Raw genomic sequence first — 15400 nt, forward strand, 5'->3', positions numbered from 1 at the left:
AAAGTAACCAGAGGGGCGCTGGCGCACTAAATCGCAGGCAACAAAAAACCCGCACTAGGCGGGTTTCTTGGGTGTTCCAGATGATGTTTGCACCACCTGAAACTAATAAGTGGTGCCCAGAGACGGAATCGAACCGCCGACACGGGGATTTTCAATCCCCTGCTCTACCGACTGAGCTATCTGGGCAACGGGGCGCATTAAACGGGTTTTTCAGGGGGTCGTCAAGCAAGTTTTCAAAAAATATTTAATTATTACCGTCGCTTACGTGCCAACCCCGGTTTTTGCTCAATTATTGAGCAGGCGGCACGTAGCCGTCGGCCTTGGCGTAATCCTCGCCGGAAAAGTACTTGTCCATCTCGCCCTGCAGATATTTGCGGTCTTCGGCGTTCATCATGTTCAGGCGTTTTTCGTTGATCAGCAGGGTCTGGTGCTTCTGCCAGTCGGCCCAGGCCTTGGCGGAGACGTGGTCGAAAATGTCCTGGCCCTTGGCGCCCGGGAATGGGGCGCGCTCAAGGGCGGGCAGTTCTTCGTGATACTTGCGGCAGATGATGGTGCGGGTCATGACGAAACTCCTGCGTTCAATACGTCGGCCGCGCGCTTCAGCAGTTTTTTCACCGGGGCGGCAAGGCCCAGGCGCGGCGGGGTGGCGAGGTTATACCAGAGCCAGTCGGCCTCGGCCACGTGATGGGCCGATTCCTCGACCTGCACCAGCCAGGGTTCGATAGCCAACTGGAAGTGGCTGAAGGTGTGCACCAGCCCGGGTAGTTCCTGATGTTTGCCCAGCGCCAGTGAGTGCTGGTTGGCCAGGTGTTCCAGGTCGTCCAGGTCGTCCAGTTCCGGCAAGCTCCACAGCCCGCCCCACAGCCCTGTAGAGGGGCGACGGTAAAGCAGGATCGCGCCCTCCTTGTTGGCCAGCATCGGCATCAGCGTGCGCTTTTGCGGGATGGTCTTGCGCGGCTTGGGGATCGGGTAGCGGGTTTCCAGGCCCAGCATGTGCGCCTCGCAGCCCTTTTCCAGGGGGCACAGCAGGCAGCTGGGCTTGCTGCGGGTGCAGAGGGTGGCGCCCATGTCCATCATGGCCTGGGTGTAGGCGTTGACGCGGTCGTGGGGGGTAAAGCGCTCGGCAGTGGCCCACAGCTGCTTGGCCACCTTGGGCTCGCCCGGGTAGCCTTCCTGGGCGGTAAAGCGTGCCAGCACGCGCTTGACGTTACCGTCGAGGATCGGCGCGCGCAGGCCCATGCTCAGGCTGGCGATGGCGCCGGCGGTGGACAGGCCGATGCCCGGCAGCTCGGTGAGTTTCTCTACATCGCGGGGAAACTCGCCGCCGTATTCGGCGACGACAATCTTCGCGGTCTTTTGCAGGTTGCGTGCCCGGGTGTAGTAGCCCAGCCCGGTCCACAGGTGCAGCACTTCATCTTCCGGCGCGGCCGCCAGGGCTTCGACCGTTGGCAGCGAAGCCATGAAGCGATCGAAGTAATTGAGCACGGTGCTGACCTGGGTCTGTTGCAGCATGATTTCCGAGACCCACACCCGATACGGGGTGATGCCCTGTTGCCAGGGCAGGTCATGGCGGCCGTGACGGTCGTACCAGTCGAGCACGGCCGCTGAAAATTGCTCGTTTCTCATCGGTTGAACAAACCTTTGAGGGCGTCTTTGAGCTTGGGATTGACCTTGTCGAGCTTCTCTTCAATCTTCTCGCTGAGCTTGTTGCCTGCCATTTTAGCGGCCACCTGGCCCAGGCCGTCCTTGTCCAGGCGGCAGGCCTTGGCGCCCAGTTCCAGCGGGCCACGGCAGCGCAGCGGTACTTCGATGCCCTGGAAGTTCGAGCCGACCTGGCAGGCCGGGTCCGGCATGTCGCGCTTGTCGCCTTCGACGATGATGCCCACGCGGTAGTCCATGCCCAGTACGCGCAAGTCCACGTCGCCATTGCCGTTGACGGTCAGGCCGGGGATGCGCACTTTCAGGTCCGGGTTACTGGCCACGCCATTACGCAAGGTCAGGTTGCCCTTGAGTTCCTGGAACGGAGTGTCCTTGCTGCGCGGTGTGGCGGCCAGGGTCTTGCGGTTGAGCAGGGCAATGCCGGTGCACAGCTGTTGCTCAAGGTTGGCATTGAGCAGCACGCCATTGTTGATGACGAAGCTGGCGGTGCCGTTGAGGCTGTCGATCAGCGCTTTCTGGCTGTTGCCGCGCCCGCTCAGGTTGCTGTCGAGGGTGATCTGGCCCTTGACCGGCGGGGTTTGCCCCTGGGCCTGCAGGATCCGCTCGACCGGCACTTGCTTGATTTTGGTCTGTAGCGCCAGCACCGGCACATCCTCCCGTGCATCGAGGCTGCCGCTGGCCTGGAACGTGCCGTTGTAGAGACCGCCGCTCAAGGTGTCGAGCTTGAGCTGGCCGCCCTGGCCGGAGGCCTTGAGGGCTGCATTCTCGATGGGCAACTGGCTCAGGGTCAGTTGGCCGAAGGACAGGTCGGCAATCACGTCCAGGCTGCGCAGGCGCGCCAGCGGGAGCAGCTTGTCGGTGCTCCAGGCGCCTTTGGTCGGCGCGTCCGGCAACGGCGTGGTGCCACCGGCGGCCATGGCCCCGGCTTCGCTGCTCTGCACTTCGGCCTTGCGCGCAACGGCGGCGCTGTTGGCGGCCTCGGACTTGGCGGGCAGGTAGTGGTCGGCATTGAACGTGTCGGCCTTCAACTGCACGCGCAGGGCTTGCTTGGCAAAGTCCTCCACCGCCAGGCGCCCGGTGAAGGTGCTGCCATCGACTTTTAGGTTGAGGTCTTCCAGGGCCATGCTCGACGGCGTGCCTTGCAGGCGGCTGACCAGTTCGACCTTGCTCAGGCTCTCTGGGGCCATGGCCGGTAGCGGCTGGCCGACGCTGTCGAGGAACTTGGCCAGGTCAAACTGGGCAATCGACAGGGCGCCGCTGATCTGCGGGGTTTTATCCAGGTCGTTGACCTTCAGTTCGCCCAGTGCCCGCAGTTGGTTGAGCGAGAGCTTGAGGCTGGTCCACTCGGCAATGTTTGCCGACAGGTCCACCAGCAACTGGCCCTGGGTGGCAAACGTCACGGTCTTGCCTTGCAGCGGCTCGCCAGTGGCTTCGCCTGCGATTTTCATGTCTTCGAACTGATAGCGCTTGAGGGCACGATCAAAACGCAGCTCGCCGTTGAGCTCGCTCTTGACCCGCATTACCGGCTGGTTGCTGCCGAAGAACGCGGTGAGCTTGACCGGAATGCTTGCGCCTTCATGCACGGCACCGGTGCTCAGTTGGATGCTTTCGGCGCTGAACTGCTTGCCGGTCTGCTCGTCGTTGTACTCGATGCGGGCGTTGTTGACCGTCAGGCTGTCGATGTCCAGGCGGATCGGCTGGGCCGCTTTCTCCGGCGCTGGCGCCGTGGTTGGCGCAGTCGTCGCGGGTGCATCGGCGGTACCGGTAGCCACGACGGGCGGTGCCTTGCCGATATCTTCCCAGTTGCCATGGCCTTGCTTGTCGCGGGTCAGGCGCAGGTTCAGGCCCTCGACGCGCACATCGCTCATCTGCACTTCGCGGCGCAGCAGCGGCAGCACGCGTACCGACAGGCCGAGCATCTGCAGGTCGGCAAACGGTTGGGCAGGATTGCTCAGGGTAGCCACGCTGGCTTCATGCAACTCCAGGCCCAGCCAGGGGAACAGGCTCCAGCCGATATCGCCATTGAGCGTCAGCTCGATGTGGGCCTTGTCGCGGGCAATCTGGCGAATCTCGTCTTTATAGTCGTTGGGATCGAAGAGGTGGGTCAGGGCAAAGCCCAGAGCCACAATGATCAGCAACAGCCCGAGAAGTACCAGACCCAGGATTTTGCCGAACGCTTTCATGGGCGAGTCCTTGTGTGTCGATTTTAAAATTTAGCCGCAGAGTATAACGCCGCGAGGTCCACGGCTGTTTACGCATCGTTACATAGTGTCAAACAAAACAGATGAACCGAAAAAGGTAGTGTCAGTTTGGTTTCTCTCGCTGCGCCAGATGCTAATCTTTGCGCGTTCGCCCGCCTTCTGCGACGAAACGTCGCGCTTACAAGGAGCTTCACTCGACAAAACGGCCACGCATTGCGTGCAAAGGCCGAGGAGGAGAGCGCCTGGCGAACACAGACCAATAACTGGGGGAAACACCAATGAACACTAGCACTGCGGCCGGCGTTACTGCTGCGCAGCCTGCGTTCCTGTCCAAGGAGCGCATCATCGCCAAGCCCGGTTTCAACCGCTGGCTGGTTCCGCCGGCCGCCCTGGCCATCCACTTGTGCATCGGCATGGCCTACGGCTTCTCGGTGTTCTGGCTGCCACTGTCCAAGGCGCTGGGTGTGACCGCGCCGGTGGCTTGTGCGCCGGACATGAGCTTTATCGCGCAGATCTTCTCGTCGTCCTGCGACTGGCCGATCTCCATGCTGGGCTGGATCTACACCCTGTTCTTCATCTTCCTGGGCTGCTCGGCAGCGATCTGGGGCGGCTGGCTGGAACACGCAGGGCCGCGCAAGGCGGGTGTGGTCTCGGCACTGTGCTGGTGTGGTGGCCTGCTGATCTCGGCGCTGGGGATTTATACCCACCAGATCTGGCTGATGTGGCTCGGCTCCGGGGTCATTGGCGGTATCGGCCTGGGCCTGGGCTATATCTCGCCGGTCTCGACCCTGATCAAGTGGTTCCCGGACAAGCGCGGCATGGCCACCGGCATGGCGATCATGGGCTTTGGCGGCGGGGCGATGGTCGGTGCGCCGCTGGCGGCAGCGCTGATGGGCCACTTTGCCTCGCCGACCGGCGTGGGCGTGTGGCAGAGCTTTTTGGTAATGGCCGCGATCTACTTCGTGTTCATGATCGGCGGTGCCTTGTCCTACCGCGTGCCACCGACCGGCTGGAAGCCTGAGGGCTGGACCGCGCCGGCGAAAAAAGCCAGCAACGCGATGATCACCCACCGTCACGTGCACGTGAACGTGGCCTGGAAAACCCCGCAATTTCGCCTGGTCTGGCTGGTGCTGTGCCTGAACGTATCGGCCGGTATCGGCATCCTCGGCATGGCGTCGCCGCTGTTGCAGGAAGTGTTTGGCGGCAAGCTGCTGGGCGTGGACGTGCCATTTGGTCAACTGGATGCCGGGCAACTGGCCTCCATCGCCGCCATCGCGGCGGGTTTCACCGGGCTGCTGAGCCTGTTCAACATTGGTGGGCGGTTCTTCTGGGCGTCGTTTTCCGACTACCTGGGCCGTAAGAACACCTACTTCGTGTTCTTCGCCCTGGGCTTTGCCCTGTATGCGCTGATCCCGAACCTCGGCCACCTGGGCAACGTCTCGCTGTTCGTGGCGGCGTTCTGCATCATCCTGTCGATGTACGGCGGCGGCTTCGCGACCGTACCGGCCTACCTGGCGGACCTGTTCGGCACGCAAATGGTCGGCGCGATCCACGGTCGCCTGCTCACCGCCTGGGCGGCGGCCGGCGTGCTGGGCCCGGTGTTGGTGAACTACTTGCGTGAGTATCAGTTGAGCATCGGCGTCGAACGCGCCGCGGCCTATGACATCACCTTGTACATCCTCGCCGGCCTGCTGGTGCTGGGCTTTATCTGCAACCTGCTGGTACGCCCGGTGGCCGACAAGTACTTCATGACCGACGCCGAACTGGCTGCCGAACAGGCCCTGGGCCATGACAAGGGCGCCGATGCCAGCACTTCCCTGGAGTGGAAAGCAGCCTCTGGCACCGTGCCATTGGCCATTGCTGCCTGGCTGGTTGTAGGTATCCCGCTGGCGTGGGGCGTGTGGGTGACCTTGCAGAAGACTGCAGTGCTATTCCACTGATGTAAAAACCTATAGGAGCCGGCTTGCCGGCGATGGCGTCAGTGAGGTCGATGCTGATCTTGCGAATGCTTCGCCGGCAAGCCGGCTCCTACAAGGGTTGTTGCGTGCTTGTCGGGGGTTGTATGCACATGTCTATCCCCGACAGGCCGTCAGTCTTATCCCCTTCGATGTTTCTGTTTAGCGCCCGCAGCCCCTATAATGGCCACCTTTTTCGCCCAATGATTTTGCGGAGCTGGTGATGGCCGAACGTAAGGCGTCCGTCGAGCGCGACACTCTGGAAACCCAGATCAAAGCCTCGATCAACCTGGATGGCACCGGAAAGGCCCGATTTGATATCGGTGTCCCTTTTCTTGAGCACATGCTGGATCAAATCGCCCGTCATGGGCTGATCGACCTGGATATCGTCAGCAAGGGCGACCTGCATATCGACGACCACCACACCGTGGAGGATGTCGGCATCACCCTCGGCCAGGCGTTTGCCAAGGCCATCGGCGACAAAAAAGGCATCCGCCGTTACGGCCACGCCTATGTCCCGCTGGATGAGGCGCTGTCGCGTGTGGTCATCGACTTCTCGGGCCGCCCAGGCCTGCAGATGCACGTGCCCTACACCCGCGCCACCGTGGGCGGCTTTGATGTGGACCTGTTCCAGGAATTCTTCCAGGGCTTCGTCAACCACGCCCTGGTCAGCCTGCACATCGACAACCTGCGCGGCACCAACACCCACCACCAGATCGAAACCGTGTTCAAGGCTTTCGGCCGCGCCCTGCGCATGGCGGTGGAGCTGGATGACCGCATGGCCGGGCAAATGCCGTCGACCAAGGGCGTTCTGTAATGCAGACGGTCGCGGTTATCGACTACGGCATGGGCAACCTGCATTCGGTGGCCAAGGCCCTCGAACACGTCGGTGCTGGCAAGGTGCTGATCACCAGCGATGCGCAGGTGATCCGCGAAGCCGACCGTGTGGTGTTCCCCGGTGTGGGCGCGATTCGCGATTGCATGGCCGAAATCCGCCGCCTGGGCTTTGACAGCCTGGTGCGCGAAGTCAGCCAGGACCGGCCGTTCCTCGGGATCTGCGTGGGCATGCAAGCCTTGCTCGACCGCAGTGAAGAGAACGGCGGCGTCGACTGCATCGGCCTGTTCCCGGGGGATGTGAAGTTCTTCGGCAAGGACCTGCACGAAGACGGCGAACACCTGAAAGTCCCGCACATGGGCTGGAACGAAGTGCGCCGCACCGTCGATCACCCGTTGTGGCACGACATCCCGGACATGGCGCGTTTCTACTTCGTGCACAGCTACTACATTGCCGCCGGTAACCCGCGCCAGGTGGTGGGTGGCGGGCACTACGGCGTCGATTTCGCCGCAGCCCTGGCCGAAGGCTCGCGCTTTGCCGTGCAGTTCCACCCGGAGAAAAGCCATACCCATGGCCTGCAGTTGCTGCAGAACTTCGCCAGCTGGGACGGGCGCTGGTAATGGCCAAGAAGATCAAGCCGCCGATCCTCAACCTCACTCCCCAGCAGGAGAGTGAGGCGACCGACAAGATCAAGCGTTTCATGGAAGACCGCTTCGAGCTCCGTCTCGGGTCGTTCGAGGTGGCTGAGATCCTCGAACTGTTCACCACTGAAATTGCTCCGCACTATTACAACAGGGCGATTTTCGATGCCCAGACGCACCTTAAAGAAAGGTTCGAGAGCATCGAAAGCGACTTGTGGGCGCTCGAGAAACCCTGATTTTCCGAGCAATGCTGAATATCGAATAAGGTTTGCCAGATGCTGATTATCCCCGCTATCGATCTCAAGGACGGCGCTTGCGTACGTCTGCGCCAGGGCCGCATGGAAGATTCCACGGTGTTCTCCGATGACCCGGTGAGCATGGCTGCCAAGTGGGTGGAGGGCGGCTGCCGTCGCCTGCATCTGGTGGACTTGAACGGCGCCTTCGAAGGCCAGCCGGTCAATGGCGAAGTGGTGACGGCCATCGCCAAGCGCTACCCGAACCTGCCGATCCAGATCGGTGGCGGTATCCGCTCCCTGGAAACCATCGAGCACTACGTCAAGGCGGGCGTGAGCTACGTGATCATCGGCACCAAGGCCGTGAAAGACCCGGCCTTCGTCGCCGAGGCCTGCCGCGCGTTCCCGGGCAAGGTCATCGTGGGCCTGGACGCCAAGGATGGTTTCGTCGCTACAGACGGCTGGGCGCAAATCAGCACCGTGCAGGTAATCGACCTGGCCAAGCAGTTCGAAGCCGACGGTGTGTCCGCCATCGTTTATACCGACATCGCCAAAGACGGCATGATGCAGGGCTGCAACGTACCGTTTACCGCGGCGCTGGCGGCTGCCACCAAAATCCCGGTGATCGCTTCCGGTGGCATCCACAACCTGGGCGATATCAAGTCGCTGCTGGACGCCAAGGCGCCGGGGATCATTGGCGCCATCACGGGCCGCGCGATCTACGAAGGCACCCTGGACGTCGCCGAAGCCCAGGCTTACTGCGATGCCTACAAAGGCTGAGGACTGACCATGGCGCTGGCCAAACGCATCATCCCTTGCCTGGACGTCGACAACGGTCGGGTGGTCAAGGGCGTCAAGTTCGAGAACATCCGTGACGCCGGCGACCCGGTGGAAATCGCCCGTCGCTACGACGAGCAGGGTGCCGACGAGATTACCTTTCTCGACATCACCGCCAGCGTCGACGGCCGCGACACCACGCTCCATACCGTGGAGCGCATGGCCAGCCAGGTGTTTATCCCGCTGACCGTGGGCGGTGGCGTGCGCACCGTGCAAGACATCCGCAACCTGCTTAACGCGGGTGCAGACAAGGTTTCGATCAACACTGCGGCGGTGTTCAACCCGGAGTTTGTCGGCGAGGCCGCGCAGCATTTCGGTTCACAATGCATCGTCGTCGCCATCGACGCCAAGAAAGTCTCAGGCCCCGGTGAAACCCCGCGTTGGGAGATCTTCACCCACGGCGGGCGCAAGCCTACCGGCCTGGATGCGGTGGAGTGGGCGATGAAGATGGAAGGCCTGGGCGCCGGTGAGATTTTGCTGACCAGCATGGATCAGGACGGCATGAAAAACGGCTTTGACCTGGGCGTGACCCGCGCCATCAGCGATGCGCTGGGTATTCCAGTGATTGCGTCCGGTGGTGTGGGTAACCTGCAACACCTGGCCGATGGCGTCATCGAAGGCCACGCCAGTGCGGTGTTGGCGGCGAGCATTTTCCACTTTGGCGAATACACCGTTCCCGAGGCCAAGGCCTACATGGCTGCACGCGGCATCGTCGTACGCTAAACGCCACTGGACACCATGACAGGCTCGCGGCACTCTGGGGCCTGCCATGGATTCCGGTAACCCTACATGTTCAAAGACCTGCTGCTTGCCCTCGCCAGTTCTTCCATTCTGTTGGCGGGCTCGGCCAACGCCGCCGAGCCTTCCGGCACCTCCCTGGTGCTGCTGACGGAAAACTTTCCGCCTTACAACATGGCGAAAAACGGCAAGAATTTTGCCAAGGACGAGAACATCGAAGGCATTGCGGTGGACATTGTCCGCGAGACCTTCAAGCAGGCCGGCATTTCCTACAACCTCACGTTGCGCTTCCCCTGGGAGCGGATCTATAAACTCGCCCTGGAACAGCCAGGCTACGGCGTATTCGTGATGGCGCGCCTGCCGGACCGCGAAGCGTTGTTCAAGTGGGTCGGACCCATCGGCCCGGATGACTGGGTGCTGCTGGCCAGGGCCGACAGCAGCATCCAACTGACCGACCTTGAGCACGCCCGCACCTACAAGATCGGTGCCTATAAAGGCGATGCCATTGCCCAGACCCTGGAAAAACGCGGGCTCAAGCCGATTATCGTGCTGCGCGACCAGGACAATGCGCAAAAGCTCATGGAGGGGCAGATCGACCTCTGGGCCACCGGCGACCCCGCCGGGCGGTATCTGGCGCGCCAGGTCGGTGTTTCCGGGCTCAAGACGGTGCTGCGCTTCAACAGTGCCCAGCTGTATCTGGCACTGAACAAGGACGTGCCGGATGAGGTGGTGGCCAAACTGCAGGCGGCGCTGGATCAGCTACGTAAGGAAGGCGTGGTCGATCAGATCATGGCGCGCTATCTCTAGCGGTTCATGAGGCAGGCGCTGGCAACGGCTTGCAAGTGACCGCGCATTCACGGGCCGGTGGGTATTCGCTCCAATACACACTGTCACCGTCGGTGTAACTGATGCTAGTTGACACTTGCGTACCGTTTTCCCGCAGCAGCTTGTAATTGCTTTGCACCAGATAGACGGCTACCGCCTTGTGCGCGGGAACTGTGGCGTTGACTTCAAAAGTGGTCGAGCTGGTCCACCCTTCGGAGGACGTTTGCGTGTGCGTGAGGCTGCCGCTGAGTTTTGCCGAGACCTTGCCCGAAGCGCCCCACACGTTGAAACCCCATTCAGTGCCAATTTCGATGGCCGTGGTGTCGGTCAGTGTCTTGAGGCTACTGCCGTTCTGCCCTCGCGTAGCGGTCCATTTGAAGGTCTGGTTCAGCGAGCTGTTGTTATGACCAAACCCGACCAATATGTATTTGTCCGATCGTTCCAGTCGGTAAGTGGGGGACGTACGCAGTTGTTGGAGGGGCGACAGATTGGGGTCCGTGACGGTAAACCAGGCCAGTTTTGCGATATAGGTCACTTCGGCCTTTTCGAAAGGCGAAGGCTGTCGCTCGCTTGCAAGTGCTGGCGCCGGAGGCGGGGCCTTGGCCTGCAGGGGGATCTGCATGCGCAATGAATAAGCCGCAATGTGTACCGAGGGTTTGGTATAGCTGGCGACTCCGACAAAGGTTCCTGCCGACAGGTACACCTCGCCTGCCGCCGCCCCTGGAGGGCTGATGCCCCAGGCGCTGAAGTCCAGACGGGCGGGGCTGCGCTTGTTGTTCCAGATCGGGTCGCTGATGTATGAGGCAATCACCAGATCCGCTCGAACGCACCGGATTGTGTTGAGTGAGGGCTTTTCGTAGCCGTCAGTGGTCACCAGTCCCATTGCTACATAGCCGGTGGGTGGAAGCGGGCGCCAGATGGCCCCGTTCGAATGGGCACTGGAGCCTTTGTCATCCCACACTTTTTCGAACTCGATGGGTGGCATGAGTGCGTTGCCTTTACTGCGCTCTTCTTCGGTTAGTGCAGGGGCCTCCGATACCACAGCGACCGTGGCTTTATGGTTGATACCGTCGTGTCCGGCAACCGCATGGTCGCCGAGCGGAAAATATTCGGTGAGGAAGTCGGCGGACGGTACCGGGCGCCAAAAACTGACGGGTGATGCGTTGGGTGAACCCTTGTTGTCCCAGAGTCGACTGAACTCCGTTGTGAAATTAATGAGCAGATTGCCAAATTTTATCGATTCCATTCGTGGGGCTCCGGTTGTTAGCGAGGCTTCATGAAGTCAACCCGCAGGGTTGAGGGTTGGTCGGCCTGATCACAGGCATAGGTGCAGACTTTGACAGGCTTGTTATTTACAAAAAGGATCTTGGTGAGGTGGTCCTCTGGCCCGCTGACCGCGTCATCGAGTGGGCGAAACAGAGCGATGGGTTCTGGGCGGTTTGCGGGCCAATAGGGTCGTTGATATAGGCGTTGCGGGCGTCGATAGGCGCGCTGTCAGGGCCAGAATGTCAGCGCCATCGGCGGGCGCGGCCTCAGCCAGTTTCAAGGGCGTGATCCCATCGTCAATCAGGCTTGCCAGCGAGGTGTGCAGCTCGACGATGGCCAGGTCCACCCCTTGGCTGCTGCTCCACTTGAGGGTTTTGAGTGGATGAGCCTTGATGGTTTCCAGGGTGTCGTCGAAATAGTTGAAGTTGACGCTGCCCTTGATCGGCAGATCCTCATGCACCAGACCGCCGAGACGATGCAGACAATGGCTGCTGGTCACCACATAGGCCGGACCGGATTTTCCGTGCGCATTGCGCGTATCCAGCAGGCTGGCGGTACACAGGGCCTGGCTTTGGTGCTGTTGCCGGTTATTGTGCAGAAGCCTGGGCGCGGCGATGAGGGTTGTGTAAAGGGCACTGGGCAACAGCCCAGAGAGAAGGTGTCGAGAGGGGGTCATGATCATCCTGATAGTTGAGTGTTGTCCGCTCACTATTCAGGTGTTCACGTGCGGCGGTGCGGTAGCTATCTAGCGGTAGATGCCATTTTTGCCGTGGCCGCTCATGGCCTGGTTGCTGCGCACACTGATCATCAGCTTGATATCAATCCACTCGACGCCCTGGGCCTTGAGCTTGGGCAGCTCGCGCTCCAGCACCGCCAGGGTCTGTGGGTATGGGTGGCCGATCATCACTGCCGAACCCTGTTTGTGCGCCAGCTTGATAGCGGTCTGCAACTGCGTGGTGATGGCCGCTTCGGTGCGTTCGTCATCCAGAAATACATCCCGCGAGACGTGGGCCAGGTTGATCTTCTGTGCCTCGGCGGCGGCCACGGTCTTGGCGCTGGTGCGGCTGTCGACGAAAAACTTGTGCCGGCGCTGCAACTCGCCCATCAACCACGCCATGGCGCCAGGCTCAGCGGTCATGCGGCTGCCCATATGGTTGTTGATGCCGGCGGTGTAGGGCACGGCCTTGAACGCTGCATCCAGGCGCTTGCCCAGTTCTTCGACAGGCAGCTCGGGGTGCCAGGCGAACGGGCCGGTGGCCGGGTCCATGGGCATGTGCAGGATCACGATCTTGCCGGCGCGATGGGCTTCGCGGGCGAACTCGGCGGCGTGCGGGGTATCGGGCATGATCGCCGCCGTCACCGGGCCGGGCAGGGCCAGCACGCGACGATCCCTGGGCAGGTTTTGCCCAAGGTCGTCGATGATCAGGGTCAGGTAGGCTTTGTGGGGCTGGTCGGCAGGAGTCGCTTGGGCGACTCCTGCCAGGCTGCACAACAGTGCGAGGATGAGCGCAAAACGCATATCAACGGCTGCGCGTAATGCTCAGGCCCTTGAGCAGGCTCAACGCCTGGGCCAGTTGGTAGTCGTCGTCCTGTGGCATCGGCTTGGCTTTCGGGCCGCTGCCGCTTGGCTGGTCGGCGCCGCCGTTGCCATTGCCCAGGTGACCTTGCAGGTCGGCTTCCTTGAAGTATTCGTTGTCGCTCTCGTTGGTGATCTTGGCCCGACGCACCTCGATATCCGGCACGATGCCCTGGGCCTGGATCGAACGACCATTAGGCGTGTAGTACAGCGCCGTGGTGATCTTCAGCGCACGCTCGTTGTTCAGCGGCAGCACGGTTTGCACCGAGCCCTTGCCGAAGCTGGTGGTGCCCATCAGTACACCGCGTTTCTGGTCTTGCAGGGCGCCGGCGACGATTTCCGAGGCCGAGGCGCTGCCGCCGTTGATCAGCACCGCCAGCGGGACGTTTTCGCTGAGGTCCTTGCCGGTGGCCGAGAAGCGCAGTTCGGAGTTGGCGATGCGGCCCTTGGTGTAGACGATCAAGCCTTTGGTGATGAAGTGGTCGACCACTTCCACTGCCGATTGCAGCACGCCGCCGGGGTTGTTGCGCAGGTCCAGGACAATGCCGTTGAGCTTCTTGCCGTTGTCCTTGCGCAGCTTGGCCAGGGCCTTGGCCACTTCGTCGCCGGTCTTGACCTGGAACTGGGTGATGCGGATGTAGCCGTAACCCGATTCCAGCAACTGGCTCTTCACGCTCTTGACCACGATGGTGGCGCGGGTCAGGGTCACGTCAAACGGGCTGCCGCCGTCACGCACCAGGGTCAGGGTGATTTTCTGGCCGACCTTGCCGCGCATCTTGTCGACGGCTTCGGTCATGGTCTGGCCACGGGTCGGCTGGCCATTGATCTTGACGATCAGGTCGCCGGCCTGGATGCCGGCCTTGGACGCCGGGGTGTCATCGATTGGCGATACCACCTTGATGATGCCGTCCTCGGCGCCGACCTCGATGCCCAGGCCACCGAATTCGCCGCTGGTGCTTTCCTGCAGCTCGGCGAAATCTTCCGGGCCCAGGTAGGCAGAGTGCGGGTCGAGGTTGCTGAGCATGCCTTTGATGGCATTTTCCAGCAGGGTCTTGTCGTCCACAGGTTCGACATAGGCTGCCTTGATCCGGTCCATGACCTCGGCAAAGGTGCGCAATTCGTCCAGCGGCAGCGGTGCCTTGGTGGTCGCGGCCGTGGCTGACGGGGCGGTCTGGTCGGCGAATGCCATAGGCGCGCCGATCACCAGGGCGATCGTCAGGGCCAGCGAAGTGAGGCGGGACAAATGCAGCATGTCGAACGAACTCCTAATGTAGGTGCGGCCTATCCTTGGGCGCGACACCATTGTGCAGGGTCGCTCGGGCGGCCCTGCTGACGAATAGCGAAGTACAGCGCCGGGGTGTCCTGGCCGCCACTGTTACCGACAGTGGAGATGGATTCACCGGCTTTTACAACATCACCTGCGGCCTTGAGTAACGTCTGATTGTGGCCGTAAAGGCTCAAATAGCCATTGCCGTGGTCAAGAATCACCAGCAAACCGGCGCCGCGCAGCCAATCGGCGAACACCACGCGCCCGCCGTGCACGGCATGCACCTGGCTGCCCGCAGAGGCGCTGATCATCACGCCATCCCACTTGGTGCGGGTGTCATCGCCACGGGTTTCACCAAAGCGTGCCAGTAGTCGACCATCAACTGGCCATGGAAGTTTGCCTCGGGCAGTAGCAAAAGGCCCGCCAAACGATTCACCGGCGCTGGAAACCAGTGGGCCGGGGGCTGCACGCGCCGGTTTACGCGGGGCGTCGCTGGCGAGCGCCTCGGCTTCACGCTGGCGCTGTTTTTCTGCTTCCTGCTGGGCGATCAGCGCTTTCTGCCGCGCTTGTTCGGCTTCGCGGGCCTGGCGTGCCAGGGTTTCCTCGATGGTTTTCAGTACTTTGGCCAGGTCGGCCTGGTCCTGCTGGCGCGCCTGCAATTTGGCATCACGGGCTTTTACGTCACTGTTGAGCTTGGCCAGGGCCTGCTGGCGCTCCTTGCGCACCTTGTCCAGCTCGTCGCGCTGGGTGTCGAGGCTGCTTTTCTGGGCCAGTAACTGGCTTTGCTGATCGGCGATTTCCTGCTCGACGTTGGCCAACTGGCGCAGGGTCTCGTTGAAGCTCTTGAGTTGCTCCAGGCGCGCGGTGCTCAGGTAGTCGTAGTAGGTCAGGGTGCGGGCGAATTTTTCCGGGTTCTGCTGGTTGAGCAGCAGCTTGAGGTACTCCTGGCGGCCGTTCTGGTAGGCGGCACGGGCCTGGATTGCGATCAGGCGTTGCTGTTCAACGCGCGCGCTCTGGAGTTTTTTTTTCTCACCGTCGAGTCGCTCCAGTTCCGACTCGCTCTTCTTTAGTTCTTTTTGCAGCTCCTGGACCTGCTTCTCCAGCTTGCCCATTTCGGTTTCCGTGCCGCGCAGGTCTTTCTGCACCCCGGATTTTTCTTCCTGGAGCTTGCCGAGCAGTTTCTTCAGCTCGGTAATGTCCTGACGCGTAGCGTCCAACTGTTGTTGGGTTTGCGCACGCTCGTCGGCCAAGGCCGGTTGGAGCACGCAGACAAGAGCAAGGGTAATCAAGGCGCGAAGCATAGAGGCGGGCGACACCAGGGAAAGGGACGGCCTAGTATGCCCGCCCCACGCTGCAAAAAAAACGCC

The 15400-nt window shown here is 61.6% G+C and carries 15 protein-coding genes and 1 tRNA gene; 7 read left to right on the forward strand and 9 right to left on the reverse strand.

Annotation, left to right across the window (positions count from 1 at the left end; translation table 11 throughout):
• Positions 1-110 precede the first annotated feature (110 nt).
• The 4 genes from ACO77H_RS01485 to ACO77H_RS01500 all read right to left on the reverse strand — a co-directional run bounded on the left by ACO77H_RS01485 (position 111) and on the right by ACO77H_RS01500 (position 3842).
• A tRNA-Phe gene (locus ACO77H_RS01485) sits at positions 111-186 on the reverse strand.
• Positions 187-289: 103 nt separating this feature from the next.
• Complete coding sequence (locus ACO77H_RS01490) at positions 290-562, reverse strand: oxidative damage protection protein (protein WP_038445278.1); 273 nt, start codon at positions 560-562, stop codon at positions 290-292.
• On the reverse strand, positions 559-1626 hold the full coding sequence (gene mutY / locus ACO77H_RS01495) for an A/G-specific adenine glycosylase (RefSeq protein ID WP_432754910.1): 1068 nt from the start codon (positions 1624-1626) through the stop codon (positions 559-561). Before mutY ends, ACO77H_RS01490 begins: the two co-directional genes overlap by 4 nt.
• The gene (locus ACO77H_RS01500) at positions 1623-3842 is read right to left on the reverse strand and encodes an AsmA family protein (protein ID WP_432754911.1); all 2220 of its coding nucleotides are present in this window, start codon (positions 3840-3842) and stop codon (positions 1623-1625) included. Before ACO77H_RS01500 ends, mutY begins: the two co-directional genes overlap by 4 nt.
• 296 nt (positions 3843-4138) lie before the next feature.
• Between ACO77H_RS01500 and ACO77H_RS01505 the strand changes: the two genes are divergently transcribed.
• From ACO77H_RS01505 to ACO77H_RS01535, 7 genes are all read left to right on the forward strand, one after another.
• Positions 4139-5800 (forward strand): OFA family MFS transporter, encoded by a 1662-nt coding sequence (locus ACO77H_RS01505; RefSeq protein ID WP_169955640.1) that lies wholly within the window; start codon positions 4139-4141, stop codon positions 5798-5800.
• 238 nt (positions 5801-6038) lie between these two features.
• A complete protein-coding gene (hisB, locus tag ACO77H_RS01510) occupies positions 6039-6632 on the forward strand; it encodes an imidazoleglycerol-phosphate dehydratase HisB (RefSeq protein ID WP_003218037.1) in 594 nt (197 codons plus the stop codon).
• Positions 6632-7270, forward strand: coding sequence for an imidazole glycerol phosphate synthase subunit HisH (hisH, locus tag ACO77H_RS01515; RefSeq protein WP_169955641.1), 639 nt, complete (start codon positions 6632-6634; stop codon positions 7268-7270). Before hisB ends, hisH begins: the two co-directional genes overlap by 1 nt.
• Positions 7270-7527 carry a DUF2164 domain-containing protein gene (locus ACO77H_RS01520; RefSeq protein WP_169955642.1) on the forward strand — a complete coding sequence of 86 codons (258 nt, stop codon included), beginning with the start codon at positions 7270-7272 and terminating at the stop codon, positions 7525-7527. The genes hisH and ACO77H_RS01520 overlap by 1 nt, the downstream gene beginning before the upstream one ends.
• A gap of 39 nt (positions 7528-7566) precedes the next feature.
• The gene (gene hisA, locus ACO77H_RS01525) at positions 7567-8304 is read left to right on the forward strand and encodes a 1-(5-phosphoribosyl)-5-[(5-phosphoribosylamino)methylideneamino]imidazole-4-carboxamide isomerase (RefSeq protein WP_038445290.1); all 738 of its coding nucleotides are present in this window, start codon (positions 7567-7569) and stop codon (positions 8302-8304) included.
• A gap of 9 nt (positions 8305-8313) precedes the next feature.
• Positions 8314-9084: an imidazole glycerol phosphate synthase subunit HisF gene (hisF, locus tag ACO77H_RS01530; RefSeq protein WP_003171107.1), complete on the forward strand. Its 771-nt coding sequence runs from the start codon at positions 8314-8316 to the stop codon at positions 9082-9084.
• A 66-nt stretch (positions 9085-9150) separates the two neighbouring features.
• Complete coding sequence (locus ACO77H_RS01535; RefSeq protein ID WP_169955643.1) at positions 9151-9906, forward strand: substrate-binding periplasmic protein; 756 nt, start codon at positions 9151-9153, stop codon at positions 9904-9906.
• A 4-nt stretch (positions 9907-9910) separates the two neighbouring features.
• Here ACO77H_RS01535 and ACO77H_RS01540 read toward each other — a convergent pair whose 3' ends face one another.
• From ACO77H_RS01540 to ACO77H_RS01560, 5 genes are all read right to left on the reverse strand, one after another.
• Positions 9911-11170, reverse strand: coding sequence for a Vps62-related protein (locus ACO77H_RS01540; protein ID WP_432754912.1), 1260 nt, complete (start codon positions 11168-11170; stop codon positions 9911-9913).
• A gap of 153 nt (positions 11171-11323) precedes the next feature.
• Entirely contained in the window at positions 11324-11866 is a 543-nt protein-coding gene (locus tag ACO77H_RS01545) for a hypothetical protein (protein WP_262376982.1), read from the reverse strand.
• A 69-nt stretch (positions 11867-11935) separates the two neighbouring features.
• Positions 11936-12709 (reverse strand): divergent polysaccharide deacetylase family protein, encoded by a 774-nt coding sequence (locus tag ACO77H_RS01550; protein WP_169955645.1) that lies wholly within the window; start codon positions 12707-12709, stop codon positions 11936-11938.
• A 1-nt stretch (position 12710) separates the two neighbouring features.
• Entirely contained in the window at positions 12711-14018 is a 1308-nt protein-coding gene (locus tag ACO77H_RS01555; RefSeq protein ID WP_169955646.1) for a S41 family peptidase, read from the reverse strand.
• Positions 14019-14047: 29 nt separating this feature from the next.
• Positions 14048-15334 (reverse strand): murein hydrolase activator EnvC family protein, encoded by a 1287-nt coding sequence (locus ACO77H_RS01560; protein WP_432754913.1) that lies wholly within the window; start codon positions 15332-15334, stop codon positions 14048-14050.
• Between the last annotated feature and the right edge of the window lie 66 nt (positions 15335-15400).

Origin of the sequence: Pseudomonas sp. WMBT8, assembly GCF_050916005.1 — a bacterium.
GTDB lineage: Bacteria > Pseudomonadota > Gammaproteobacteria > Pseudomonadales > Pseudomonadaceae > Aquipseudomonas.

Coding starts and splice junctions, on each gene's coding strand:
- ACO77H_RS01490 (WP_038445278.1), bottom strand. CDS start 562: ATGACCCGCACCATCATCTGCCGCAAGTATCACGAAGAACTGCCCGCC.
- mutY (WP_432754910.1), bottom strand. CDS start 1,626: ATGAGAAACGAGCAATTTTCAGCGGCCGTGCTCGACTGGTACGACCGT.
- ACO77H_RS01500 (WP_432754911.1), bottom strand. CDS start 3,842: ATGAAAGCGTTCGGCAAAATCCTGGGTCTGGTACTTCTCGGGCTGTTG.
- ACO77H_RS01505 (WP_169955640.1), top strand. CDS start 4,139: ATGAACACTAGCACTGCGGCCGGCGTTACTGCTGCGCAGCCTGCGTTC.
- hisB (WP_003218037.1), top strand. CDS start 6,039: ATGGCCGAACGTAAGGCGTCCGTCGAGCGCGACACTCTGGAAACCCAG.
- hisH (WP_169955641.1), top strand. CDS start 6,632: ATGCAGACGGTCGCGGTTATCGACTACGGCATGGGCAACCTGCATTCG.
- ACO77H_RS01520 (WP_169955642.1), top strand. CDS start 7,270: ATGGCCAAGAAGATCAAGCCGCCGATCCTCAACCTCACTCCCCAGCAG.
- hisA (WP_038445290.1), top strand. CDS start 7,567: ATGCTGATTATCCCCGCTATCGATCTCAAGGACGGCGCTTGCGTACGT.
- hisF (WP_003171107.1), top strand. CDS start 8,314: ATGGCGCTGGCCAAACGCATCATCCCTTGCCTGGACGTCGACAACGGT.
- ACO77H_RS01535 (WP_169955643.1), top strand. CDS start 9,151: ATGTTCAAAGACCTGCTGCTTGCCCTCGCCAGTTCTTCCATTCTGTTG.
- ACO77H_RS01540 (WP_432754912.1), bottom strand. CDS start 11,170: ATGGAATCGATAAAATTTGGCAATCTGCTCATTAATTTCACAACGGAG.
- ACO77H_RS01545 (WP_262376982.1), bottom strand. CDS start 11,866: ATGACCCCCTCTCGACACCTTCTCTCTGGGCTGTTGCCCAGTGCCCTT.
- ACO77H_RS01550 (WP_169955645.1), bottom strand. CDS start 12,709: ATGCGTTTTGCGCTCATCCTCGCACTGTTGTGCAGCCTGGCAGGAGTC.
- ACO77H_RS01555 (WP_169955646.1), bottom strand. CDS start 14,018: ATGCTGCATTTGTCCCGCCTCACTTCGCTGGCCCTGACGATCGCCCTG.
- ACO77H_RS01560 (WP_432754913.1), bottom strand. CDS start 15,334: ATGCTTCGCGCCTTGATTACCCTTGCTCTTGTCTGCGTGCTCCAACCG.